Origin of the sequence: Streptomyces sp. P3 (genome assembly GCF_003032475.1) — a bacterium.
In the GTDB taxonomy this organism is placed as follows: Bacteria; Actinomycetota; Actinomycetes; order Streptomycetales; family Streptomycetaceae; genus Streptomyces.
Genome location: NZ_CP028369.1, coordinates 9,107,768 through 9,132,554, shown reverse-complemented (window position 1 = coordinate 9,132,554; position 24,787 = coordinate 9,107,768). Strand labels below are relative to the sequence as shown.

Genomic DNA, 24,787 nt, shown 5'->3' with positions numbered 1-24,787 from the left:
GACCGGCGGGAAGGGGCGTTCGGACGGACCGGGGGTTCGGGTTCCCACACCCCCCGCGCCGCCGGACGGCTCCGGCCCGGCCACGGCGGCCTAACGTCGACGTCCCGACGGGGCAGTGGCCCAGCCGGCCGCCGTACCGAATCGACGTGACGGAAGGGATGAGCCATGCAGGACCGTGCCATCATCGACTCCTGGTTCCCCGCCGACCTGTTCGCGCCCGCTCACTGGGAAGAGCGCTACACGCCGCGGGAGCTGCCGCCCGGCGCCCGAGTGACCCGGTTCGCGCCCAGCCCCACCGGCTCGATGCACCTGGGCGGCCTGTACGTGGCGACACTGGCCCGGGATCTCGCCCGGCGTTCCGGCGGCGTGTACCTGGTGCGGATCGAGGACACCGACAAGGACCGTGAAGTGGCGGGCGCCGCGCAGGAGTTCGCCCGGACCTTCCGCTACTTCGGTCTGGAACCGGACGAAGGTGAACAGGAGGGCCGCTGGGGCCCCTACCGGCAGTCCGACCGCGCGGACATCTACCTGTCGTACGTGCGGGAGCTGATTCGCGAGCAGCGGGCCTACCCGTGCTTCTGCTCCCCCGAACGCCTGGAGGAGAACGCCGGGGAACAGCGGCGGTCACGCTCCCCGCTCGGCTACTACGGCAAGTGGGCCCGCTGCCGTTCGCTGTCCGTGCGGGAGGCCGGGCAGCGGATCGCGGCCGGCGAGCCGTACACCGTCCGGCTGCGCTGCCCCGCCGGCCTGCCGGGCCGGGTGCGCTTCCGCGACCTGGTGCGCGGGGCGCTGACGATGCTGGACAACGGCAACGACGTGGTGGTGCTGAAGTCCGCGGACGCCGAGGGCCGCCGGTTGCCCACCTACCACCTGGCCCACGTGGTGGACGACCATCTGATGCGGGTGAACCTCGTGGTGCGCGGCGAGGAGTGGATCTCGTCGCTGCCGCTGCACCACCAGCTGCACCGCGCGCTCGGTTTCCGCACGCCGGAGTACGCCCACGTCGCGCCGTTGATGAAGCTGGACGGCTCCAGTCGGCGCAAGCTGAGCAAGCGCAAGGACCCCGAGTCGGCGGCCGGGTTCTACGAGGCGGCCGGCTATCCGGCGGCGGCGGTCGGCCACTATCTGCGCGGGCTGGCCAACAGCCGTGTCGCCGGGCTGCCGACCGGCCCGGCGCTCGCCGAGCCCCTGCGGCTGGCCGAGATGGGGGCCGCCGGCCCGATGGTGGACCTGCTCAAGCTGCGCTCCCTGAGCCGCGAGTACATCGCCTCGCTGGAGCCCGAGGAGGCCCTCGCGCAGCTCGGCGACTGGGCGGCCGGGTACGCGCCCGAGTTGCTCGCCGTCCTGCGCAAGCACCCGGATCTCGCGCTGGCCGCGTTCGAGATGGCGCGGCGCGGCAACGGCACGCCCCGCAAGGACCTCGCGTGCTGGCAGGAGTTCACGGCCGCCTACGGCTTCTGCTTCCCCGAGCTGCACGAGATGGTGGACCAGCCCGACGACGGCCGGTTCGGGGGCCTGCCCGGCCCGGCGGTGTCCGCCCTCGCCGCGGACCTGACGGCGTCCTACCGGCACGCGGGTCCCGCGCAGGACTGGTTCGCCGTGCTGCGCGCGGTGGCCGAGCGGCACGGCTTCGCCCCGGACGTGCGCGCCCACCGGGCCGATCCCGGCGCCTACCGGGGCTCGATCCGGGACGTGGCCAACGTTCTGCGGGTGTGCCTCACGGGCAGCCGCCGCAGCCCGGACCTGTTCCAGGTGGCCCAGTCGCTCGGGGAGGAAGAAGTGCTGCGCCGGCTCAGGCCGCTCGCCACCGGGACGCCGGCCGGCCGGTGCTGAGACGGCTTCCGCCGGAAGAAGGCGGGTGAGACGGCGTCCGGCGGCAGGACGCGGGAAGGGCCGGCGGCCGGCGGCGGAACCCGGGTGACACGGCGACCGGCGGCAGGACGCGGGAAGGAACGACGGCCGGCGGCACGACGCGGGTGACACGGCGGCTGGTGGCAGGGCGCGGGTGGGACAGCGCGGGTGGGACGGCGCTGTCGCCGCGGTGGCCGGTGCCGTTCGGCGGGCGCGGCCCGTCCCGGCACGGCGGGCGGCGGGCAGGGGGCGGCGGGAGAGGAGGGTGCCCGGGTAGTGGGAGAGCAGCGGCGCAGGCGAGAGGGAGACGGCGGCCCGGTGTCCGGGCCGCCGTCCGGGGTGTACCCCCTCAGCTCGCGAGCAGCCGCTCGCCGCGCAGGGCGACCGCCAGCTGCGCGCGGCGGCTGATCGACAGCTTGCGGTAGATGCGCGTGATGTGCTGTTCCACCGCGCGCGGCGACACCATGAAGTGCTCGGCGATCTGCCGGTTGGTCAGTCCGTCCAGCATCATCCGGGCGACCCTCAGCTCATGGGCGCTGAGCCGCCCGTCCGGCTCGGTGTCGTCGGCGGCCGGGCCGGCACACTCTGCTCGCTCCTCCGCTCCGAGCAGATCGTCCAGGCCCTGGACCGTGACGTCCACGGTCAGCCGCTCCTGGGTGTAGGGGTCCGCGCCGAGCAGCCGGTGCGCCGCGGCCCGGTCCTGCGCCTTGACCACGAGCACCTCCCTGCGGCCTTCCTCCCAGCTTCCCCCGCCGAGCAGCACGCCCTGATGCATGAGCCTGCGCCAGTACGTCCGGTGCGCCGGCCGCAGCCGGTGCAACCGGGGATCGTCCTGGAACGCACGGCTGATGATGTACCGCACGGTCACCGCCTTCTGACGTGTCTCATCTGGCTCCGCCTCCTCACGCGGCCTGGGGCACGGGCCGGGGCGGGGCCTCCTGGGCGGTGGTCCGGCGGACCACCCGGTTGACCGCGTCCGGCACGGGCCGCCCCGTCAGGGCCAGGCGTACCGAGCGGGCGACGGCGATGCCGGCCTTCTCCTGCGCCTCGTCGGTGGACGCGCCGAGGTGCGGGGTGGCCACGACCTGGTCGAACTCGAACAGCGGGGAGTCCGTGCAGGGCTCCTTGGCGTACACGTCGAGACCGGCGCCGGCGACCCGGCCCTCCTTCAGCGCCGAGTACAGCGCCTCCTCGTCGACGATGCCCCCGCGCGCGGCGTTGACGATGCGCACGCTCGGCTTGACCTTGCGCAGCGCCTCGTCGCCGATCAGACCGACCGTCTCGGGGGTCTTCGGCAGGTGGACGGTGATGAAGTCGGCGACCTCGAGCAGCTCGTCCAGCGACAGGACCTTCACCCCCATCTGCGCGGCGCGCGCGGGCTGCACGTAGGGGTCGTAGGCGACGACCTTCATGCCGAAGCCGGACATCCGCTGCGCGACCAGCGCGCCGATACGGCCGAGACCGACGACGCCGAGGGTCTTCTCGGCGAGCTCCACGCCGGTGTACTTGCTGCGCTTCCACTCGCCGTTCTTCAGCGCGGCGTTGGCCTGCGGGATGTGGCGGGCGGTGGCGAGCAGCAGACCGCAGGCCAGCTCGGCGGCGGTCACGATGTTCGAGGTGGGGGCGTTGACGACCATCACGCCGGCCTTGGTGGCGGCGGAGACGTCGACGTTGTCCAGGCCGACGCCGGCTCGTGCGACGACCTTCAGCCGGTGCGCGGCGGCGATCGCCTCGGCGTCGACCTTGGTGGCCGAGCGGATCAGGATCGCGTCGACGTCCGCGAGGGCCGGGAGCAGTTCGGCTCGGTCCGCGCCGTTGCAGTGCCGGATCTCGAAGTCCGGGCCAAGCGCGTCCACGGTCGCGGGCGACAGCTCTTCAGCGATGAGTACGACAGGTCTGCTCATGGGAGGTTCCCTTCCTCGATGGGGGCGGGGCGGGCGGGAAGACCTCAGCCACCCGCCGGGTACCGGTCCCCCGCGTACAGCACTGCGGGCGGCCGTTCGTCGGCGCGCGACCAGGTCACGGCGCCGGCGACGAGAGTGTGGTCGAACACGCGGACAGAGCTGCTGACGTGGCACACCGCGGCCACCGAGGCCGCCGCCAGCACCGGGACGCCGTGCTGCGGGTGCCAGGACACGCCGCCGAAGCGCTGGGCCGCGGTGCCCGTCGCGAACTGCCCGGCCAGGTGCCGGTCGCCGAACGCCAGCACGTTCACCGCGAAGGAGCCGCCGGCCAGGACCTGTTCCAGGGTCCGGCTCGCCGTGGACAGCGAGACGAGCAACGCCGGTGGGCGCAGCGACAGCGACATGACGGCGCTCACGGTGCAGCCGACCGGCCCGTCGGGGCCCTGTGCGGTGATCACCGCGACGCCCGTGGGCAGCCGGGCCATCGCGTGGCGGAACGCCTCGCCCGACACTGCGGGGGGCGCGGACAGCAGGCTCTCGGTCGTCATCGGTGCCCCCCGCCTTCGGGGCCGGCGGTGTCACGCAGGGTCCGTTTCATGATCGTCCTCTCTGGGGGGAGGTCCGTGCCCAGGGCTTGCTGAGCGCTCAGCACCTGCTCGAGCGCGCGGTCGACGACGCCGGGGCGGGGCCGCCCCCGCGCGGCGGACTCGGCCGCGAACCGCAGCGTCCGGGGCAGTTCGCCCCAGGCCGCCGACGCGGCCGCGCCCGACTCGGGGTGGAGCCGGCCGTCGGCTACCGCGAACGCCAGCGCGTAGGTGTGGTGGCGGGCGGCCGCCCACAGGTCGTCGACGTAGCGGGCGAGCACGGTGGCGTCGGTGCGGAAGGCGCCGGCGATCGCCGCCAGCGACGTCTCCAGACGAAGGCTCCAGGTTCCCGGGCCGGGTGCGGCGCCGTCGTGGGACGGCCCGGCCTGCCAGGTCAGCCAGCGGTACTGCCCGGCGGGCGGGACCGGTGTCTCCTGGCCGAGCGCGAACCGGTCGCGGCGCACCACCTCCGGCGGCGGGTCCGGCACGGGGGCGAGGGCCGCGGCCAGAGCGGCGTCGTCGATCCAGCCGTGGAAGGGTTCCTGGTCGCCGAAGGGGGTCAGGGCGGTGAAGTGGTCGGCGATCCGCCAGCGGCCCGCCCGGTGCTCGTGGATCAGCAGCCAGTGCGGGGCGTCCGCCCGCCCGTGGGCCGCCGCCCAGGGCAGATGGCGGGTGTTGCCCGCGGCCAGGACGCGCCGCTCGTGGTGCAGGGTGTCGAGCAGCGCGGCGCGGGCCGCCGGCCAGTCGGCCGCGCCGCGGTAGGCCAGCTCCCGGCCGTCCTGCGTCCGGTCCACCCGGGGATGGTGGGAGAAGGCCAGTTCGCCGGGGGGCAGGTCCAGGCGTACGGCGAGCCGGACGCCTTCGGCGAACCGGCGCCGCACTCCCGGCACGTCGGGCGCCAGGTGGGCGAGGAGGTTCGTCGTGTAGCAGCTGAGGTCCGGCATCGTGGCCGGCGCGGCGGTCGGGTTCACGAGGTGTCCAAGTCGTGGCGAGGGGCGGAGAAGGCGCAGCTCAACGGCGTCCGCGAGCGATCGCGCAGGCTGATCCACTGGAATTCGTGCCACTGTCCGCGGCGGCGGCCGGGCTGGATGTCGATCGCCCACGGCCGGCCGGACAGCCCGGTCCCGGCCGCTTTGACGCAGGCTTCCTGTGCGGTCCACACCCAGGCGAACTCGGCTGCCCGGGTGCGCTGCGGCAGTGTGGCGACCTGCGGGGTGTGGGTGCCGAGGCAGCGGCGCAGCAACGCGTCGGGGACGCTGTCGGGGGGCTGCTGGACGTCGACGCCGACCCGGCGGCTCCGGGCGACGGCGACGGCGACGGCGTCCCCGTCGTGGGAGATGCTGATGCCCGTGCCGGGGGCTCCGGCGAGGACGGGGCGTCCCTGCTCCTCGGCGAGCACCGGCTCGTCGGCCAGTTCCGGGAGCGTGGTGCGCAGCAGATGCCGCAGCAGGGCGCGGCTGGCGAGGAACTCCTCCACCCGCCACCGCGGCAGGACGGCCGCGGCCGCCCGGTCGTGGGGGTGCGGGTCGGGACGGGCCCACTGGCCGCGTTCGCCCCGCGCCACCCAGACACCTGGTGTGACCTGGAGCGTCAGAAGAGTCATGAGCGCAACTCCGTGAGTAGGGTGTCCGCGTGATCGGCCACGGCGGCCAGGACCACCTCGGTGACGCCGCCGCCGATGCCCAGGACGCCTGCCTCGCCGCGGACGGTCTGGGCGCCGTCGCGGGCGAAGCCGTCGGCGCCCTGGAGCTGGGCGCAGGCGGCCAGCACGGGGTCGGCGACGAGGCCCGCCGCGGATTTCAGCAGGGCGGCCGCCGCGAGGTCCTGCCGGCGGGTGACCCGTTCGGCGAGGCTCTCGCACAGCGCGCGCAGCTGCCGCACCTGCACCAGGCAGGCGGCGTAGCGCTGGCGCACGGCGTCGTGGTGCCACAGGGGCCGCCCGTCGCAGCGCCGCCGGGTCAGCCGTTCCCTGGTGTCGGCGAGCACCCTGCTGGTCAGCGCCACCGCCCACAGGGCGCCCGCGAGGCGTTCGGTGCCCATGTGCCGGGCGAAGACCGCCATGCCGCGTCCGGGCCGCCCCACGAGGTGGTCGGGCGGCAGCCGTACGCCGTCGAGTTCGACGTGCCCGGTCGCCGAGCCCCCGAGCAGGTCGCTGTCGGCCGGGCGCACGCGCACACCGGGCGCCGTGGCGGGCACGAGCACCCAGGTGAAGCTGGTGAAGTGCCGGCCGGGCCGGTGCCGGGCGAGGACCAGCAGCCGGTCGGCGGCGCAGGCGGTGGTGATCCAGCGTTTGCCGCCGGTGAGCAGCAGCCCGTCCGGTGCGATGTCCACCTCGGTGCCGAGGCCGGCCAGATCCGAACCCGCCGCGGCGCTGTCGGTGGCGGCGAGCGCCACCGTCGCCGACCCCGACAGCGCCTCCTCGAGCGCCTGCCGTACGGGTCCCGTCGCGGGGGCGCAGGCGGCGAGGAGCGGCAGTGCGGAGGCCGCCTGGACCAGCACGCTGAGGGTGACGCCGTTGTCGCCGCGGGCGTCCACGGCCCTGATGAGGTCGGCGAGCCGTGCGGGGTCCAAGGTGGCGGCGGTCCCGGTCCCCGGGCCGGGGTCCGGGTCCTCGTGGTCGTAGAGGTCGGTCAGGACGCCCGCCGCACCGAGCGCCGCCCACACCTCGGACACCGGTGCGGCCACGGGAAGCGCGGCCAGCGCGGCGGCCGCGCGCGGGCGGTGCCGCGCGGTCGGGGCGCCATCCGCCTCGATCAGGTCAGGCAAGGCGCACCTCCGCGTCGAGCATGGCGAGCTTGCCGTCGACCAGGTGCAGGCGGTCGTTGCTGTAGTTCAGGGCGGCCGAGCGCAGGTCCCGCAGGCTGTGTTCCAGGCGGGTGGGTGAGTCCTTGAGGTAGCCGTGCCGCATCCCGACGGCGTCGACCAGGTCGTCGACGGCCCGGTGGCACTCGTCCGCCGCGGTGATCTTCAGCGCGTTGAGCAGCAGCTGTACCCGGGGCACGCTGAGGTCGTCGGCGGTCGCGACGACCTGGCGGGCCCGGTCCAGCAGTGCGTGCACCGTGTCGATCCGCTGCCGGGCCCGGGACAGCCGGGTCAGCAGCAGTTCGGAGTCCAGGTCGACGCGCCCGCGGTTCTGCGGGGAGCGCAGCAGTTTCACGACGCGGGAGAGCGCGCCCGCCGCGGTGCCGAGCCAGCACGCCGACCAGCCCAGATGGGCCATCGGCCCGAACACCGTGGTCACGATGGTCCGGAACGCGCCGTGCTCCCCCACCACCTGATGGGCGGGGACCGTGCCGGTCAGCCGCAGGGCGACGCTGTGGCTGGCGCGCATGCCGAGCGGCTGCCAGTCGCCCGACCGTTCGACGGTGAGCTGGTCGCGGTGGGCGTAGACCAGCGACACCTGGTTCGGGGAGGCCGGGGGCGGGCTCTGCATGGTGACGAGGAAGCCGTCGGCGTACTCGCCGCCGGTGACGATCGGCGCGAAACGGTCGAGGACGAGCTCGCCCTCGCGTGCGGCGAGCGCCGACTCGCTGCTCAGCAGGTGGCCGCCCTTGCCGGCCTCGGTGGTGACGGACGCCAGGTACATCCGGCCCGCAGCGATCTCGGGCAGCAGCTCGTCCCGCAGCCTCTCGTTGCCGTAGCGCACCACCGCGGCCACCTGCTGGCAGTGCATCACGAAGATCATCGCCACGGACATGTCGACCCGGCCGAGGGCGATGCCGGCGGTCACCACGTCGTCGGTGCTGCCGCCGAGGCCGCCGTGCGACGCGGGGACGAGCAGGCCGAGCAGGCCGCTGCGGCGCATCTCCTCCAGCGCCTCGACCGGGAACGACGCGTCCCGGTCGGTGCGTTCGACGTGCTCGGCCGCCACGCCGGCGACCCGGGCCACCCGGTCGGCCAGTCCCGCGGCGGTCAGCGGCTCGGCGGCCGGGGCCGGCCGGGCGGGGGCGAACGTCGGCGCGCTCACGCGGCCGTCACCTGGGTCCCGTCCGTGGCGTACTGCGCGTCGAGCGCGGCGCGCACCACGGTCCACAGGCTGCCGGCGGTGGCGAACGTGTCGTCGTTCATGTCGTCGTCCGGCAGGGTCACGCCGAAGGCGTCCTCGATGGCGAAGAGCAGCTCGATGGCCTGCATCGAGTCGAGGCCCAGCTCCCTCAGCGACGCTTCGGGGGTGATCTCCTGCTCGCCGAGGAACTTCAGGAACGGCGTGAGCAGTTCGGTGAAACGGGCGTCCATCACTTCACTCCAGGGTCGGTGCCGGCCGGGGCCGGGACGGTGGTGCGGGTCAGGTGGATCCGGGTGACCTCGGGGGCCGTGCCGGGGCGGTCGCCGTCGACGACGGCTTCCGCGGGCAGCGGATGGCCGAGGAAGGCGACGAGGCTCGCGCTCAGCCCGTACGCGCCGACGTTGGGGACGGCGACGAGGTCGCCGGGGGTGAGCGCGGGCAGCTTCGCGGCGCGCGCCCAGGTGTCGAGCGGGGTGCACAGCGGGCCGGTGACCAGGGTGTCGAGGAGCGGACCGCCGTCGGCGTCGGGCCGGGCGCCGTGCGGCACCAGGCGCGGGTTCAGGGCGGGCAGCCGCCGCAGCCCCGACATGCCGCCGAGGTGGTTGATGCCGGACTCCAGGACGACGACGTCCTTGCCGTGGGACCGCTTCACGTCGAGCACGGCCGTCAGCAGGATCCCGGCGGTGCCCACCAGGTAGCGGCCCGACTCGAAGACGACCCGGGTGCCGTCGGTGTGCCGGCCGGGCAGTTCCGCGTCGAGCAGCGCGGTCAGCCGCGGCCGCAGTCCCGCCAGGTCGATCCGCTCGCCCTCCGTCGCGAAGGGCGCGCCGAAGCCGCCGCCGAGGTCCAGGACGCGGATGCGCGTCCCGTGCCCCGCCAGGGCCGCCGTCAGGGTCTTGGCGGTGCGCAGCGAGCGGGCGAACTGGCCGACCAGCGAGTCCACTTCGCCGAGGTTGGTGCCCATGTACAGGTGGAGGCCGACGACTTCGGCGTGCGGCCGGCTCGCGAACAGTTCGGGCCGGTCGAGCACCCACCGGGTGTCGGCGCCGAACTGCGAGGCCACACCGGTCATCGCCAGGCCCTGGCCCGGCACCGGCTGGTCGTCGTTGACGCGCAGCAGACACCGCGCGGCGGTGCCGGCCCGGCCGGCCAGACGGTCCAGCTGGCCGATCGCGTACGGGGAGTCCACGGAGAACGTCCGCACGCCCAGCCGCAGCGCGTGGCCGATCTCCTCGTCCCGCTTGCCCGGACCGGTGTACAGGACGTTCGCGGCCGGCCAGCCCGCCCCGAGCGCGGCCTGGAGCTCGCCGGTGGAGCACACCTCGGGCAGCGCCCCGCGCTCACGCAGCACGGCCAGCAGGGAAGGGTGCGCGTTGGCCTTCAGGGAGTAGTAGAGGCCCGCCCCGTCGGGCAGCGCCTCCACCAGCGCGCCGTGGTTGCGCCGGACCTCGGCCAGGTCGTAGACGTAGGCCGGGGTGGGCAGGCGCGTCAGGACGTCGTCCGGCACCGGCGGGGCCGGCCGGACGGTGCTAGCGGGTGCGGACACGGGACGCCTCCTGCGCCAGGGCGGCGAGCGCCTTGCGGTCGACCTTGCCGTTGCCGGTCAGCGGCAGCGCGTCGACGACCAGGCAGTGGCGGGGGATCTTGAACTCCTCGATCTGCTCGCGCAGGCCCTGGAACACCTCGGCGGGCGACAGCTCGCCGACCGCGAACAGCACCGCGGGGCGCGGGCTCTGCGGCGGCAGGACGGCGGCCGCGCCGACGGCCGGGACGCGGCGGGCGGCGGCCTCGACCTCGGTGGCGCTGACGCGGAAACCGTTCTCCTTGTAGATGTCGTCGCGCCGGCCCTCGAAGTACAGGTAGCCCTCCTCGTCCACCCACCCGTAGTCACCGGTGTGCAGTTGCGGCAGCAGGCCCTCCACCCGGTGGAAGCGCTGCGCGGTGAGCTCCGGGCGGCGCCAGTACCCCGCCATGACGTTCGGACCGCGCACCACGATCTCGCCGACCTCGCCCGGAGGCCTGCGGCGGCCCTCCTCGTCGACGACGAACACCTCGGTGCCCGGCAGCGCGCGGCCGCTGGAGCCGGGCCGCTCCAGGTCGGCGTCGGGCGGCATGATCGTGGCCCGCTTGCACTCCGTCAGACCGAACATCAGCTGCACCCGCAGCCCCGGTAGCGCCGAACGCAGCGCCTCGAGCGTCTCGGCCGGCATCGCCGCGCCGGTGTTCGTGAGCAGCCGCAGCGGCGGCCGTTCCCGGGAGGTCCGGCGCAGCAGCCGGGCCAGGGCGTCGGCCACGGACGGGACGGCGGCGAGCACGGTGGCGCCCGTGCGCACCAGGTTGCCCAGCAGCGCCGGACCGACCTCGGCGGGCCGGCCGATCACCACGTGGGCGCCGGCCTGCGCTGACAGGAACAGCTGGTAGAGGCCGTAGTCGAAGGACAGGGGCAGCGGGCTGTAGACGACGTCGCCCGCACGGTATTCCAGCACCGACTGGATGGCCGTGGCGGCGAACGTCACCTGCTGGTGGGTGCTGACGACGGCCTTGGGCAGCGAGGTGGTGCCGGAGGTGTAGATCAGGCACAGGGGGTCGACCGTGAGCGGGCCGGGCGGCGCGTCCCGCGGCACGGGCGAGCCGGTGAAGGCCACCGCGGCGACCGCCCGCGTGTCGGCCGTGCGCACCCCGCGGCGCTGCGCGGCCGACTGCGAGTCCGGCGCGTCGGTGACGAGCAGGGCGGGCTCGCAGTCGTCGAGGACGTGGTCGAGCTGGATGCCGTGGACCTGCTCGTGCAGCAGTGAGAAGGCCACTCCGGCCCTGGAGGCGGCGTACACCAGCGCGGGCTGGGCGGTGGACCCCGGCGCGCAGATGACGAGCCGGTCGCCGCGCCGCAGTCCGCAGGCGTGCAGCCAGGCGGCCAGCCGCCGGGAGGCCGCGTCGAGTTCCCGGTAGCTGAGGGTGTGGCCGCCGCTGGTCACGGCGGGCCGCTCGGGCCACCGGGCGGCTGCCCGGTCGAGCAGTTCGTGCAGCAGGTCGGCGTGGGCGGACATCAGTTCCCTCCGGTGCGTGCGACGGGACGGGCGGGCTGCGGTGCCGCCGTGCCGGCGGGCAGGGCGCGCAGCACGATGCGGCAGATGCCGTCGACGTGGTGCAGGTTCTCGGGGACGAGGTCGTCGGCGTCGAACTCGACGGACAGCTCGCGTTCGAGGCGTTCGACGATCTCCACCACCCTGAACGAGGTGAAGCCGGGGACGTCCGCCAGCGGCCGCCCCTCGAGCAGGGCCGCCGGGTCGGCCTTGAGCACGGCGCCCGCGGCGGCCGCGACCCGGACCCGCAGCGGGGCGGGCACGGGTGTCGCGTCGGCCGGACGCGGCACGGCCGCGGGGACCGTCGCGGGGCCGAACGCCTCGCGGTCCCGGCCGAGTCGCTCCGTCAGGCGCGTGAAGACCTCGCGGGTCTCGGGCCGGCCGCGCTCCACCCGCCGGTAGCCGAGGTAGACGCTCTCGGCCAGCGACTCCCACGCCTCGACGTGCGCGAGGGCCGCGCTGTCGTCGGCGAGCAGGCCGCGCGAGCTCAGGAAGCGGGCGTGCAGCCTGCGGGAGCGGGCCAGCAGCCAGGTCTCCAGGGTGAGCCGGTCGAGGGCGGCGCGCCGGTCGGGGTGCTCCGCGTACGCGGCGACGTACCGGGCGGCCGTCTCCTCGTCCGCCAGGTCCACTTCGGCCGCGGCCGGGGCGGGGGGACCTCCGGCCGGGGCGAGGGTGACCACCAGCGCCGGACCGGGCACGGCGGCGGCCAGTTCGGCGCGGCTCAGCGGGCGGCGGAGCGGGCGGGCGCTGCCCCAGGGCGTCTCGTTGTGGTAGCCGTCCACCACGACGGCGTCCGCGTCGCCAGCCGGCTCCAGCAGGAAGCTGTGCTCCATGTGCCGCCGCCCGGCATACGGCACCCACGGCAGGTGGAAGGCGTCGGCCACCACGTAGCGGCCCTCGGCCGGGGTGACGGCCTCGCCCGGAGCGGTGGTGCGGCCGTCCAGGACGGCGAGCCCGAGGCGCTGGGCGGCCTCGGCGAGCTGGTCGGCGGCGGAACGTTCCACCGTGGGCAGTCCGTCCGGCCCCGGCAGCGGGCGGAAGCGCAGCACGGCACCCAGGTCCAGCGGAGCTCCCGGGCCGTGCCAGCGCTCGGCCAGGATCGCCAGGTTGACCTGGACGCAGTCGAACAGCGGCCATTCCACGCACGCGGGGAGGGATGCGGAGGCGGGAAGGGTCGCCGAGACGGGGGCGGGCACGGCGGCGGGGGCGAGGTCAGCGGACATGAACGGCTCCCGCACCCGCCAGCTGCTCCACCGGCTCCAGACCGCTCACGGCGCGGCGCAGCGCCTGCGGGTCGGGCGCCTCGTCGCTCAGCTCGCCGTCCAGGAACTGCTGGTAGGCCCCCAGATCGAGGTAGCCGTGGCCGCTGACGCACACCACCACGCCCTTCTCGGCGCGCAACAGGCCGTTGTTCCCCTCGGCTCCGGCGCCCGCGAGGCGCGCGGCCGCGGCCAGCGCGTGACCGGACTCCGGAGCGGGCAGCACCATCTCGCCGCGGGTGAAACGGCGGCCCGCGTCGAGCGCCTCGACCTGACCGACGGCGGTGGCCGCGATCTGGTCGCGGTGGCGCATCGCCGAGAGCACCTTCGCCGCGCCGTGGAAGCGCAGCCCGGCCGAGTGCGAGTCGGGGATCGGGTAGGAGCTGCCGATGGTGTACATGGCCTCCATCGGCCCGGTGCCGGTGGCGTCCGTGCGGTCGTAGGCGTACGTGCCGCGGGTCAGCTTGGGCGTCGTGCTGGACTCGGCGGCCACCAGCAGCGGCGGCTCGGCGCCCGCGGCGGCCGCGGCCGAGAAGAACGGCAGCGCGATCCCGCCGAAGTTGGAGCCCGCGCCCACGCAGCCCACCACTGCGTCGACCGACGCGTCCAGGCCGGCGAGCTGGTCGGCGGCCTCCAGACCGATCACCGACTGGTGCAGGATGCTGTAGGTCTCCCCGCTGCCGATGCAGAACGCCGCGCCCTCGGTGCGGGCGGCGTACTCCACCGCCTCGCCGATGGCCAGCGACAGGCTGTTGACGTCGCCCCCGGCCTGCCGGGCCACCTCCGTCAGCGGGCTGGGGCTCGCGTGCACGGTGGCCCCGAGGGTCCGCATCAGCGTGCCCCGGTACGGCTTGCGTCGCAGGCTGCCCCCGACCATGAAGACGGTGCACTTCATCCCGAACATGGCGCAGGCGGCCGCCAGGGCGGTGCCCCACTGCCCGGCGCCGGTGCCGCTGACGAGTTCGCGCACACCGGCCCGCGCGTAGTAATAGGCCTGCGCCAGGGCGGTGTTGAGCTTGTGACTGCCGGAGATGTTGCCGCCCTCGTACTTCACGTAGATCGGCACCCGCGCGCCGACCGCTCGCTCGAAGCCCCGGGCCCGCCACAGCGGCGTGGGCCGGAACGCCCGGTAGGCGTCGGCGACCTCGGCCGGGATCTCCCAGTGCTCCTTCAGCTGCACGCTCTGGCGCACCAGCGCCATCGGCAGGTTGACCTGCACGGTGCCGCCGCCCGCGGTCTCGGGCGTACGGTCCGCGGGCAGCCGCTCGTCCAGGTGCGGCAGGACGCTGCGCCAGCGGGCGGGCAGTTCGACAGGGCTCATCGGGACGCCTCCGCCGCGGACAGGACGATCTCGATCAGGTCGTGGACGGTCCGGAAGCTGCGCCCGACGAACAGGTCGTCGGGCAGGACGATGTCGAGTTCGTCCTCCAGGCGCACCAGCATGCCCACGAAACCTAGGGAGTTGACGCGCAGGATCTCGCCGTTGAGCGGCTCGTGGTCGTCGATGTCGGCAGGCCGCAGGGACAGCCGGGACTCGGCGATGACCACGCGCTTGACGGACTCGGTGACCGCGGCGCGGTCCAGTCCGGTGATCATGGTTCCTCCGTGAGGGGTCGGGAAGGCCTGGAAGGCTCCGGGAAGGCCGGGAGGGCCGGGGAGGGCCCGGCACGCCCGAGAGGTCAGGGCCGGGACGCGGTCAGGGGGCTGCGCAGCGTGCCGCGCGCCTCGACGACCCAGCTGTGGGTGACGAGCGAGCCGAGGGTGACGGGGCCGCGCACGTGCATGCGGCCGGTGCTGATGGAGATCTCGGAGCCGAGGCCGAGCGTGGGGCCGTCGTGCAGCCGCAGCGAGCCGTTGACGACGATCGCCGCGGCGTCGACCCGGCGGGTGAACTCCTCGCTCACACCGGCGTCCCGGGCGAGCACGCCCTCGGTGTGCCCGGAGCCGTACCGCCGGATGTGGGCCAGCGCCTCGTCCGGGCCGTCGACCGCGCGGACGCCGATCGTGGCGTCCAGGAACTCCCGGCCGAGGTCGTGCTCGCGCAGGTCCTCGATCCGCCAGGGCCGGGCGCCGGCCCGCCCGTCGGGCCGGGGCACCCGCGGGTCGAGCCGCACGGCCACCTGCCGGTCGTCGCGCTCGGCGGCGCGCAGGATCGCGCGCACCAGGTCACCGGCGACCTCGGCGTCGACGAGCAGCATCTCGGCGGTGTTGCAGGCGGTCGGCTCCGGCAGCTTGCTGTCCAGGGCGACCTCGGCGGCGAGGTCCAGGTCGGCGCTGCGGTGCACGTAGACGTGGTTGACGCCGCCGCCGCTGGCGATCACCGGGATCGAGGAGGCGCTGCGGCAGTAGTCGATGAGCGAGGGACTGCCCCGCGGGATCAGCACGTCGACGGCGTCGGGCCGCTTCAGCAGGGCGCGCAGTTGCGTCCGGTCGGGATCGTCGAGGACGGTGACCAGCCGGGCCGGGAGTCCCGCGGCCTCCAGGGCTTCACGGGCCACGACGGACAGCGCCTCGTTGGTGCGGGCGATCTCCTTGCCGCCGCGCAGCAGCACGGCGTTGCCGACCGCGACGGGCAGCAGGGCGCCCTCCACGGTGACCGTGGGCCGGGCCTCGTACACCATGAACACCACGCCGAGCGGCTTGGGCGTCCGCAGCCGCACCCCCCAGTCGCCGACGGGGACCCCGGCCTCGGGGGCGGTCACCTCGGCCAGTTCGGACAGGACAGCGCGGGTCAGCTGCCGCAGCCCGTCGAGGTGGGCGTCGGTCAGGCGCAGCCGGTCGAGCAGGACGGGGGACAGGCCCCGCTCCGCGGCGAGGGCCACGTCCTGCGCGTTGGCCTTCAGGACGGCCGGCCAGTGGTCGGCCAGGCGGTCGGCGAGTTCACGGCAGTAGCGCGCGTACGCCGGGTCGCCGGTCGGCGGCGCGGCCGCCAGGGCGGCGCGGGCGGATGTGAGCAGTGCGTCGGTCATGATCTCCTACCACATGAACTGGCCGCCGTCGACGATCAGCTTCTGGCCGGTGACATAGCCGCTGAGCGGGCCCACGAGGTACTCCAGGGCGTCGGCGATGTCGTCGGGGGAGCCGATGCGACGTTGCGGGATCTCGGACAGGACGGCGGCACGGTGCCGGGGTTCGTTCAGCCGGAACCGGGTGACGAGCTCCTCGGTCCCGGTCATTCCGGGGATCAGGCAGTTGACCCGGACGGCGGGTGCCAGCTCCAGGGCCAGGCACTTGGTGAGCTGGAGCAGCCCCGCCTTGGCTGCCGCGTAGTTGACGCCGTTGAGCCGGGGGCGGATGCCCGTGGTGGCGCCGACGTTGACGACGGTGCCGCCCCCCGCGGCCAGCATGGCCGGGGCGAACGCCTGGGTGAGGTGGAAGGGTCCGGACAGGTTGGTGTCCAGGACGCGCTGCCAGTCGGATGCGGTGAGGTCGAGGAACGGGCGGTCGATGTTGACGCCGGCGTTGTTCACCAGCACCCGCGGCGTGCCGTGCTCGGCGAGGACGTGCCGGGCGGCCGCGCGTACCGCGTGGCTGTCGGCGACGTCGGCCCGCACGGCGATCAGGCCGTGCTCGCCGGCGGCCCGCAGGGCGGCCTCCTCGTCGGCCCGGTACAGGGCGACGGTGCGGTACCCCAGGCGCACCAGGCGCTGAGACATGGCCAGTCCGATGCCGCGGGTGCCGCCGGTGACGACGGCGAGCGGACGGGATTCGGTCATCGCGCGTACTCCTGTGCCGCGGAGGTCGTCCGGGAGAGGAACTCGTCCAGGTGTCCGAGCAGAGCGGCCTGGTGAGCGGGGTCGAAGACCTCGAAGTGCCCGCAGTCGAGGTGCCGTACGGCCAGCCGGTCGGCCAGGCTCCGCCAGCGGTCGATCTGCCGGGCGCGGTGCTCGCTCTCGCAGGCGACCAGCAGGGCGGGCCCGGCGCCCCGGACCTCGGTGCGGTGGGCGGCGCTGGCCCGGATGTGCGCCAGCGCGGTGGCCCGCGCCCGGTCGGAGTCCCGGCCGCCGCCCAGGGTGGCGACGGACCGTTCCACGGCGGACAGCAGGTCGGCCCGTACGGTGTCGCCGGTGCTCTCCCGCTCGGGGAAGCTGTCGATGAGGACGACGGCGGGCGCCGGCCCGTCCTCGGCGAGCCGGGCCGCCAGCTCCCAGGCGATCACGCCGCCGAGCGACCAGCCGATCAGCAGGTTCGGCCGGCGCGGCAGCCCCGTCACCAGGCCGAGGTACCTGCGGGTCATCTCCGGGACGCTGTCGTCGGGTTCCTCACCGGCCAGCAGGCCGTCGGCGCGGATGCCGTGCACGCTGCCGTGCCGGGCGAGCCGGCTCGCGACGCCGAGGTACTGGGCGAGCCCGCCGCCCGCCGGGTGGATCAGCAGGCTGTCCAGCGGACCCGGCCGCTGCGCGAGCAGGACCAGCAGGCGCGTGTCGGAGGCGGGGGCGGTCATCGCGCACCGTCCCGGGAGCGGGTGATCCAGCCGGCCTGGGCACGGATGGTCGGGTCGAGGAAGAAGTCGAGGACCGGGATCTGCACGCCGTGGCGTTCCTCGATCGCGGCGCGCGCGGTCATCACGTTGAGCGAGTGGGCCCCGTAGTCGAGGAGCGAGCGGTCGACGGGGACGTCGGCGCGCCCGAGCAGCTCCTGCCACAGGTGCTGGAGCCACGCTTCGAGCGGGTCCTGCGCCGTGGTGACGGCCCCGCCGCCGGACGCGGCCTCCTCGCGGACGGCCTTTTCCGCCTCCTTCAGCAGGGCGGGGCGGTCCACCTTGCCGTTGCGGGTGACGGGCACGGAAGCGACCTCGAACACCCGCGAGGGCGCCATGTACCCCGGGACCGCGCCGGTCACCCGGCGCCGCACGTCGTCGGGGAGCGGCGAGCGGCCGTCCTCCGGCACGAAGAACAGCGCCAGCTGCCGGTCGGCCCCCTCCCCCAGGACGGCGGCCACCGCGAGGCGCACGTCGGCGTGGGCGGCGGCCGCGGTCTCCAGTTCGCCGAGTTCCACCCGGTAGCCGCGGATCTTGACCTGGTCGTCGTCGCGGCCCAGGAAGAGCAGCGTGCCCTGCTCGTCGCGGAGCACCTGGTCGCCGGTGCGGTACATGCGGGCGTCGTCCCGGCCGCCGCGCGGGTCGGGCAGGAAGCGTTCCGCGGTGCGCTCGGGGTCGCCGACGTACCCGTGCGCGGGGCAGGCGCCGCCCAGGTGCAGCTCGCCCGGCACGCCGAGGGGGGCGAGGTGGCCGGTGGCGTCCACCACGTGGGCGGTCGTGTGGGTGATCGGGCGGCCGATCGGGACGTGGTTCGGCAACGGCCCGGCCCCGGTGAGCCGGTGTGTGGTGACGGCGTGCGTCTCGGTGGGGCCGTAGAGGTTGACCAGGCTGATGTGCGGCCGGTCGGCGAGGAAGCGCCGGATGCCGTCGTCGAGGAGCAGCTGCTCCCCGGAGACGCACAGGTGGCGCAGCTCCGGCAGGTCGTCCCCGGCGTCCTGGGCGGCCCGGGTGAAGGGGCGCAGGGCGGCGACGGGGAGGTAGACGTGGGAGATCCGCAGCGCGCTGACCCGGGCCAGCACCGCGGGCAGGTCCCTGCGGTCGGCCGGCTCGCGCGAGACCAGGGTCCCGCCGGCCACGAGGGTGGGCACGATCTCCTGGAAGGAGACGTCGAAGCCCAGGGGGGCGTACTGGAGGAAGCGGGTGCGCTCGTCCATGTCCAGCGCGTCGAGCTGCCAGGCGGTGAGGTTCACCAGCGGACCGTTGCCCATCAGCACGCCCTTGGGGCGGCCCGTGGAGCCGGAGGTGAACATGATGTACACCCCGTCGTCGCTGCCGTCGAGGACGGTGCTGCCGTCGCCGCCCGCCGCGGCCTCGCCGGCCGGGGGCGCGGCGTCGTCGCCGGCGGCGGCCAGTTCGCTCAGCGCCACGACCCGGGCGCCGTCGACGGCGCCGTGGCCGACGACCAGCCGGCAGCCGGCCTTGCCGGTCATGTAGGCGAGCCGCTCACCGGGCAGGGTCAGGTCCAGCGGCAGGAACACGGCCTGCCGCTCGAGCACGGCCAGAACGGCGACGACCGTGTCCCCCAGCGTCGGCGTGGTCAGGCCGACCACGGTGCCGGGGCCCACCCCGTGCCGGGCCAGACCCGCCGCGGCGGAGCGGACCAGCTCCTGGAGCTCGCCGTAGGTCACACGGCGGCCGTCCTCCTCGACCGCGGTCGCCTCGGGCCGCCGGGCCAGGGCCGTGCGCACCCAGCGGCGCAGGTCCGGGTGGGCCGGCCGGCGCCAGAAGCCGTCATGGGCGCGGGACTCGTCCGACGAGGCGTCCTCGAAGAGTTCGGCGAGGACTGTGCCGGGGCGTTCGACGGCCTTCTCCAACAGGCCGGTCAGTGAGTCGGCCAGCGCGCCGACGAGCGGTTCGGGCAGCAGCTCGCGGTCGTGCTCCAGCTCGAGGAGCCAGCCGTCAGGACCGGGGGTGACGCCCAGCCAGAGGTCGAACTTCGCGGTGCCGTTGCCGTGCTCGCGCACCCGCAGGACGGCGGAGCCGGGTTCCGCGTCGGTCGCGTCCTGCATCGCGAGCATGCAGGAGAAGACCGGGTTGCGGTTGGTCGAGCGGTCCGGTGCGGCAAGGCGTACGACGCGGTCGAAGGAGACCGCCGCGCTGCCCTTCACCCGGTCCGCCTCGGCGCGGACCGTCTCCGTGACGAAGACGTCGAAGGGCTGGTCCCAGTCGACGTCGACGACGAGCGGCAGGGTGTTGACGAAGAAGCCGCACAGGTCGAGCGAGCCCAGCGTGCGGCGGGCAAGCACCGGGCTGCCGAAGACCACGGGCGTGTTGCCCGAGTGCCGTGCGAGGAGCGCCGCGTAGACGGCCGAGAAGAAGACGAACGGACTGACGCCGAGCTCCGCGCAGACCTCGCCGAGGGCCCGGGAACGCTCCGGAGAGAGCCTGATCTCCCGACGGGCCCCGGTGAAAGCCGTGGTCGCGGGGCGGTTCGGCCGGGGGTGGAGCACGGTGGCGGGCGCCGAGCGCAGCCGGTCGGCGAGTTCGGCGGCCGTCCGCTCGACGTGCTCCTCGTCGGCGGCCGACTGCTGCGCGGCCAGCTCGCGGCACAGGGCTCGTTCACGGGCGACCCGCACCCGGTCGACGTCGAGCTCCGCGCGCAAGGCCGAGGTGAGGTCGCGGACGAACTGGCGCAGCGAGAAGCCGTCGAAGACGAGGTGGTGCACCACCAGCAGCAGCGTCGAGCGGGACCGGTCGACGGTGTGCAGCAGGACCGTCCGCAGCAGCGGGGGCCGCTCCAGATCGAAGGCGTGGCCGCCGAGTTGCTCGAGCAGTTCGGCGCGCCGCCGGTCGAAGCCGTCGGCGTTGGTCGGGACCACCCGCAGCGGCGCCTCGTCCGGGACGGTTCCCAGTTCGGCGTGCGGGGCGGGCCGCTCGCGCACGGCGAGGCGCAGCGCGGGCTGGACGGCCAGCACGGCGCGGAGCGCCGGGCCGAGGTCCGCGGGGGCGAGCGCCGGGTCCAGTTCCAGCTCGGCCAGGACGTTGTAGAGATGCGGGACCGGCACCGAGCCGTGCACGACGAGCAGGCCCTGCTGGGCCGCCGTCAGCGGCAGGGTGGCGAGCTGCGGCGCGACGGTCATCGCACGCTCTCCGCGGGCACGAGAAGCCCGTGCAGCCACTGCTGGAGATCCCCGACCGTGCGGACCGCGGCGAGGCCCGACGGATCGATCTCCTGATCCGGGTCGGGTATCAGCTCACTGGCGATCCGCACCAGGGAGAGTGAGTCCAGTCCGACCTCGGCGAGCGGGGAATGGTCGTCGAAAGGCACACGCACATGCCTTTTGACCGCCGAAAAGATGTCGCCGCCGGTCACGTCGTCCGTACGGTTCATTAATCAGGCTCCTCAGGGCAACGGTCACTTTTATGACGCTCGAAAGATGATTCAACGATTGCCGAAGAGCGGTCAAGCAGCGTCTGCGAGGGCATCGAGTTCTTCGATGGGACGCCATCGGATTACTCGATGGGACGTCATCAGGTTTCTCGATGGGACGCCATCGAATTCCTCGATGGGACGCCATCGCTTTTCTCGATGGGAAATCCCGAAAAGGGTGGCCGAGGAATGCGCGAACGGGGGTTTCGCGAGAGGGAAGGCGGGCCGCGGGTGCGGCGGATCCGGTGCGGCCGGCGGGGTGCGGCCGGTGGCGCCGTCAGGGGGCGCCGTCAGGCCTGCCGGTCCGCTGCCACGGCGGCCTGCTTCGCTGAGTGCCGACGGGCCTTGGCGCGGTTGCCGCACACGCGCATCGAGCACCAGCGGCGGCTGCGGTTCTTGGACACGTCCCAGAAGACCCAGGCGCAGGCGTGCTCGGCGCAGCGCTTCAGCCGGACGGCCTCGCCGGTGACGACCAGTTCGCTCCAGGCGATCGCGAGGCCGGCCAGAGCCTTCCTGACCGGCGTCAGGTGCGGCGCGGGGGACAGGACACCGCCGTCCCGGCCGGCGCCGCGGACCGTGATCAGCACGGGAAGCTCCCGCAGGGCCTCGTCGGCACCGGCGAGGAGCGCCGCGTCGGCCGTGTCGCCGACGTTGACGCCCAGTTCCTCCCGGATGCCGGTGCGCAGGCGCAGGCACACGGCGTGGTCCTCGGCGCCGATCCGGCGTTCGCGGTCGAACAGCCCGCGGTCGACGAGCCATGCGGACAGCGCGCCCGGCGTAGCCAGCTCGTCGGTGCCGAGCTCCACGTCGACGGTGTTGGCGAAGGCCTCGATCAGCTGGGCGGACGGCGGGGCTTCGGACATGAGTCATCTCCTCGCAGAGACTCCAGCGTACACCTCGACCTAACCGGCTAACAGCTTGACCGGGTAGCGGACATCGCTCCGGGCGTGCCAGACTCGCCCTCTCGGGAATAACCACTGAAGTCGATAGCCAGTTAGGGGAAGTGATGAGCGACCAAGCCGTCCAGACCGCGAAGGCCCCGGTGGCAGCGGTTGCGGACACCCGGACGGAGCCCGCCGCGCGACACGGCGGCCGCAACGCAGCCGTTCTCCTCGCCTTCACCGCGATCACCAACCTCGCGGACGGCGTCACCAAGATCGCCCTGCCGTTGCTGGCCACCCGCGCCTCCGCCTCGCCGGCCCAGATATCGGCGGTGTCGCTCACCCTTTCGCTGCCCTGGCTGCTGGTGGCCCTGCACGTCGGCGTCCTGGTCGACCGCGTCGACCGCCGGCGCCTGCTGTGGGGGGCGAACGCGCTGCGGCTGCTCGCGCTCGGCGCGCTCATCGAGGCTGCTCTGGCCGGCCGCGTCACCATCCCCGTGCTCTGCGTCGTGGGCGCGGTCCTCGGCGTGGCCGAGGTCATCGCGCTGACCTCGGCCACGGCCCTGATCCCGGCCCTGATCCCGCCGGAGGGCCGCGAGCGGGTGAACGCCTGGATCGCCGGGGCCGAGACGGTCTGCAACGAGTTCTGCGGCCCCTTCGTCGGCGGCCTCCTGCTCGCGGCGGGCACCGGCTTCGCCCTCGGCACGACCTGGGTGTCCTACCTGGTGGCCGCCCTGGTCCTGCTCCTGCTCGCCGGCCGGTTCCGCGCCGCCGGAGACACCTCGCAGGCCGGCGCCGGCGAGAGCGTCAACCGGCAGATCACCGGCGGGCTGCGCTACCTGTGGCAGCACACGCTGCTGCGCACCATGTCCCTCATCCTGACGGTCCTGTGCGCCTGCTGGGGGGCCTGGCTGGCGCTCATGCCGCTGTTCGCCACCGACGTGATGCAGCTCAGCCCCCGCCAGTACGGGACGCTCCTGAGCGCGCTGGGCATCGGCGGCCTGACCGGCGCCCTCGTCGTGACCCGGGTGAACCGGACCCTCGGACGCCGCTGGGTGATGTTCGCCGACCTGGTCGGCACCTTCGCGATGATGGCCGTGCCCGCGCTGACCACCGGCCTCTGGGCGGTCGCCGCCGCCGCCTTCGTCGGCGGCATGGGCGGCACCCTGTGGACGGTGAACGCCCGCACCATCGGGCAGCGCCTCGTCCCCGACTCCATGCTCGGCCGCTACACCGCCGCGAGCCGCCTCTTCAGCTGGGGCGCCATGCCCATCGGAGCCGGCGCCATGGGCCTGCTCGCCGAATGGCTCGGCCTGCGGCTCGCCTTCCTGGTCTTCGCCGCGTCCGTGGCCGTGACCGTCGTCCCCTTCCTGCGCGTCCTGACCCGTTCCGCCCTGGCGGAGGCGTACGGCGACTAGCGGGCCTCCCGCCGCGCCCTCCCGAACGGAATTCGCGCCTGCGAGCCTTCGTGGGCGCGGCCGGCCCGCCACCGAGCGGGCGGCGCTCTCATGGGCCCTCACTGATACTCCTCGGAAAGGCCGCCCGCGACACGTACGGAATTCAGAATTTCTATGGTCACGCGGCAAGGGACGGGCGCACCCTTGCGTCCTTCCGGGCACCCGCGCATATCGTTCTCGCTACGCCTCGACAGAACATTCCATTTTCTTGTCGCGAAGCCGAGAGCTGTTCCGGCGTCATGCGACGCGTCACGGAAGAGGACCGGACATCATGAACGCCACCTGGACCATGTACGACTGGTTCGCGGCCTCCGTAGCCGAGCACGGCGACCGGCGGACCGCACTCGAGGTCGCCGGGGAGCACCTGACGTACGCCGAACTCGACGCCACCGCCCACCGGCTGGCGGCCGTACTCCTCGCCGCACACGGCGGCGTCCCCTCGCGGGTGGGCCTGCTGGCGGCCCGCAGCACGGCCGCCTACGCGGGCTATCTCGCCGTCCAGCGGCTCGGTGCCACCGTCGTCCCGCTCAACCCGGCGTTTCCTCCCGCCCGCAACGCCACGATCGCCCGCGACGCCGGTCTGGACCTCGTGATCGCCGAGGAGGGCGCGCCGGGCCACGCCGACCTGCCCGTCCCGGTCGTCGTGCTGTCGGCCGAGCGGATGCGGGCGCTGCGCGGCGGCCCGGCGCCCGAACTCCCGGCCTCCACGGCCGGACCCGACGACCTCGCATACATCCTGTTCACCTCCGGGTCGACGGGACGGCCCAAGGGCGTGCCCATCGCCCACCGCAACGTCTCTGCCTATCTGAGCCACGTCATCCCGCGCTACGAACTGGGTCCGGGCGCCCGCGTCTCCCAGACCTTCGACCTGACCTTCGACCCGTCGGTCTACGACATGTTCGGCGCCTGGGGCGGCGGCGCCACCCTCGTCGTGCCCGGCAAGGAGGACCTGCTGTCGCCGGTGCGGTTCGTCAACCGCCAGGGCATCACGCACTGGAACTCCGTCCCGTCCGTGGCGTCCATCGCCCGGCGGCTGCGCGCGCTGAAGCCCGGCGCCATGCCGACGCTGCGCTGGAGCCTGTTCTGCGGCGAGGCCCTGATGCTGAGCCATGCACGGGCCTGGCAGGCCGCGGCCCCCGGCTCCGTCCTGGAGAACATCTACGGCCCGACCGAGATGACCGTGACGTGGACGGAGTTCCGGCTGCCGGCCGACGCCGACGACTGGCCCCGTCCGGCCAACGGCACGGTGCCCATCGGGATGCCCTACCCCGGTCAGGAGCACCTCGTCATCGGCGAGGACGGCCGCCCGGCCCTCGACGGCGAACTGTGCGTGCGCGGCTCGCAGCGCTTCCCCGGCTATCTGGACCCGGCCCACGACATCGGCCGGTTCCTGTCCTTCGACGGCGAGCGGGCCGTCCCGTACGACGGTTCGCAGCCGCTGACCGCCGCACACTGGTACCGCACGGGCGACCGGGTCACCACCCTCGACGGGGCGCTCGTCCACCTCGGCCGTCTGGACCACCAGCTCAAGATCCGCGGCTACCGGGTGGAACTCGGCGAGATCGAGTCCGCCCTGCTCGCACAGACCGGCGTGACCGAGGCCACCGTGGTCGCCCTGCACGGCCCGGACGGCGACATCGAGCTCGCGGCCGTGTACACCGGCTCCGCCCGGGACGCCGAGGCCCTCCTCGACGACCTGCGCGAGCGGCTGCCCGCCTACATGGTGCCGACCGTCCTCACCGCGCTGGACGCACTGCCGCTCAACGCGAACGGCAAGGTCGACCGCGGGGCGCTGGCCACCTTGCTGACCGCCCCGGCCGCGGCCTGATCCGCTCCCCCGGACGGCCCCGGCGGC

General features: G+C 74.3%; 21 protein-coding genes and 1 pseudogene. 3 read left to right on the top strand and 19 right to left on the bottom strand.

The window, feature by feature from the left end:
- Nucleotides 1-165: 165 nt before the first annotated feature.
- Nucleotides 166-1,833 (top strand): glutamate--tRNA ligase, encoded by a 1,668-nt coding sequence (locus C6376_RS40715; RefSeq protein ID WP_107448206.1) that lies wholly within the window; start codon nt 166-168, stop codon nt 1,831-1,833.
- A 367-nt stretch (nt 1,834-2,200) separates the two neighbouring features.
- Here the strand turns inward: C6376_RS40715 and C6376_RS40710 are convergent, their stop codons facing one another.
- The 19 genes and pseudogenes from C6376_RS40710 to C6376_RS40620 form a co-directional block, all read right to left on the bottom strand.
- On the bottom strand, nt 2,201-2,713 hold the full coding sequence (locus C6376_RS40710) for a LuxR C-terminal-related transcriptional regulator (RefSeq protein ID WP_254076276.1): 513 nt from the start codon (nt 2,711-2,713) through the stop codon (nt 2,201-2,203).
- A 103-nt stretch (nt 2,714-2,816) separates the two neighbouring features.
- A pseudogene (locus C6376_RS40705) lies at nt 2,817-3,755 on the bottom strand (hydroxyacid dehydrogenase); the annotation flags it as partial.
- A gap of 44 nt (nt 3,756-3,799) precedes the next feature.
- Nucleotides 3,800-4,303 carry a flavin reductase family protein gene (locus C6376_RS40700; protein WP_107448205.1) on the bottom strand — a complete coding sequence of 168 codons (504 nt, stop codon included), beginning with the start codon at nt 4,301-4,303 and terminating at the stop codon, nt 3,800-3,802.
- A complete protein-coding gene (locus C6376_RS40695) occupies nt 4,300-5,310 on the bottom strand; it encodes a hypothetical protein (protein WP_216825669.1) in 1,011 nt (336 codons plus the stop codon). The genes C6376_RS40700 and C6376_RS40695 overlap by 4 nt, the downstream gene beginning before the upstream one ends.
- Complete coding sequence (locus C6376_RS40690; protein WP_216825668.1) at nt 5,307-5,942, bottom strand: 4'-phosphopantetheinyl transferase superfamily protein; 636 nt, start codon at nt 5,940-5,942, stop codon at nt 5,307-5,309. Before C6376_RS40690 ends, C6376_RS40695 begins: the two co-directional genes overlap by 4 nt.
- Nucleotides 5,939-7,105, bottom strand: coding sequence for an acyl-CoA dehydrogenase family protein (locus C6376_RS40685; protein ID WP_216825667.1), 1,167 nt, complete (start codon nt 7,103-7,105; stop codon nt 5,939-5,941). The genes C6376_RS40690 and C6376_RS40685 overlap by 4 nt, the downstream gene beginning before the upstream one ends.
- On the bottom strand, nt 7,098-8,306 hold the full coding sequence (locus C6376_RS40680; RefSeq protein WP_254076275.1) for an acyl-CoA dehydrogenase family protein: 1,209 nt from the start codon (nt 8,304-8,306) through the stop codon (nt 7,098-7,100). The genes C6376_RS40685 and C6376_RS40680 overlap by 8 nt, the downstream gene beginning before the upstream one ends.
- Nucleotides 8,303-8,575: an acyl carrier protein gene (locus tag C6376_RS40675; RefSeq protein WP_107448203.1), complete on the bottom strand. Its 273-nt coding sequence runs from the start codon at nt 8,573-8,575 to the stop codon at nt 8,303-8,305. The genes C6376_RS40680 and C6376_RS40675 overlap by 4 nt, the downstream gene beginning before the upstream one ends.
- Nucleotides 8,575-9,891 (bottom strand): type III PLP-dependent enzyme, encoded by a 1,317-nt coding sequence (locus C6376_RS40670; protein ID WP_216825666.1) that lies wholly within the window; start codon nt 9,889-9,891, stop codon nt 8,575-8,577. The genes C6376_RS40675 and C6376_RS40670 overlap by 1 nt, the downstream gene beginning before the upstream one ends.
- Complete coding sequence (locus C6376_RS40665; RefSeq protein WP_107448201.1) at nt 9,875-11,389, bottom strand: class I adenylate-forming enzyme family protein; 1,515 nt, start codon at nt 11,387-11,389, stop codon at nt 9,875-9,877. Before C6376_RS40665 ends, C6376_RS40670 begins: the two co-directional genes overlap by 17 nt.
- On the bottom strand, nt 11,389-12,648 hold the full coding sequence (locus tag C6376_RS40660; RefSeq protein ID WP_216825665.1) for an acyl carrier protein: 1,260 nt from the start codon (nt 12,646-12,648) through the stop codon (nt 11,389-11,391). Before C6376_RS40660 ends, C6376_RS40665 begins: the two co-directional genes overlap by 1 nt.
- The gene (locus tag C6376_RS40655; protein ID WP_107448199.1) at nt 12,638-14,005 is read right to left on the bottom strand and encodes a TrpB-like pyridoxal phosphate-dependent enzyme; all 1,368 of its coding nucleotides are present in this window, start codon (nt 14,003-14,005) and stop codon (nt 12,638-12,640) included. The genes C6376_RS40660 and C6376_RS40655 overlap by 11 nt, the downstream gene beginning before the upstream one ends.
- Nucleotides 14,002-14,280 carry an acyl carrier protein gene (locus C6376_RS40650; protein WP_069770947.1) on the bottom strand — a complete coding sequence of 93 codons (279 nt, stop codon included), beginning with the start codon at nt 14,278-14,280 and terminating at the stop codon, nt 14,002-14,004. The genes C6376_RS40655 and C6376_RS40650 overlap by 4 nt, the downstream gene beginning before the upstream one ends.
- An 83-nt stretch (nt 14,281-14,363) precedes the next feature.
- Nucleotides 14,364-15,653 carry a glutamate-5-semialdehyde dehydrogenase gene (locus C6376_RS40645; RefSeq protein ID WP_107448197.1) on the bottom strand — a complete coding sequence of 430 codons (1,290 nt, stop codon included), beginning with the start codon at nt 15,651-15,653 and terminating at the stop codon, nt 14,364-14,366.
- A 6-nt stretch (nt 15,654-15,659) separates the two neighbouring features.
- Nucleotides 15,660-16,400, bottom strand: coding sequence for an SDR family NAD(P)-dependent oxidoreductase (locus tag C6376_RS40640; protein WP_107448195.1), 741 nt, complete (start codon nt 16,398-16,400; stop codon nt 15,660-15,662).
- A complete protein-coding gene (locus C6376_RS40635) occupies nt 16,397-17,128 on the bottom strand; it encodes an alpha/beta fold hydrolase (protein ID WP_107448193.1) in 732 nt (243 codons plus the stop codon). Before C6376_RS40635 ends, C6376_RS40640 begins: the two co-directional genes overlap by 4 nt.
- Nucleotides 17,125-20,304, bottom strand: a complete 3,180-nt coding sequence (locus C6376_RS40630) for an amino acid adenylation domain-containing protein (protein ID WP_107448192.1) — start codon at nt 20,302-20,304, stop codon at nt 17,125-17,127. The genes C6376_RS40635 and C6376_RS40630 overlap by 4 nt, the downstream gene beginning before the upstream one ends.
- Nucleotides 20,301-20,555 (bottom strand): acyl carrier protein, encoded by a 255-nt coding sequence (locus C6376_RS40625; protein ID WP_107448190.1) that lies wholly within the window; start codon nt 20,553-20,555, stop codon nt 20,301-20,303. Before C6376_RS40625 ends, C6376_RS40630 begins: the two co-directional genes overlap by 4 nt.
- 329 nt (nt 20,556-20,884) lie before the next feature.
- Nucleotides 20,885-21,457, bottom strand: a complete 573-nt coding sequence (locus C6376_RS40620) for a CGNR zinc finger domain-containing protein (RefSeq protein WP_107448188.1) — start codon at nt 21,455-21,457, stop codon at nt 20,885-20,887.
- Nucleotides 21,458-21,600: 143 nt separating this feature from the next.
- Here C6376_RS40620 and C6376_RS40615 point away from each other — a divergent pair, with 143 nt between their 5' ends.
- Nucleotides 21,601-22,893 (top strand): MFS transporter, encoded by a 1,293-nt coding sequence (locus C6376_RS40615; protein ID WP_107448186.1) that lies wholly within the window; start codon nt 21,601-21,603, stop codon nt 22,891-22,893.
- Nucleotides 22,894-23,203: 310 nt separating this feature from the next.
- Nucleotides 23,204-24,760, top strand: a complete 1,557-nt coding sequence (locus C6376_RS40610; RefSeq protein WP_107448185.1) for an amino acid adenylation domain-containing protein — start codon at nt 23,204-23,206, stop codon at nt 24,758-24,760.
- Nucleotides 24,761-24,787: the final 27 nt, after the last annotated feature.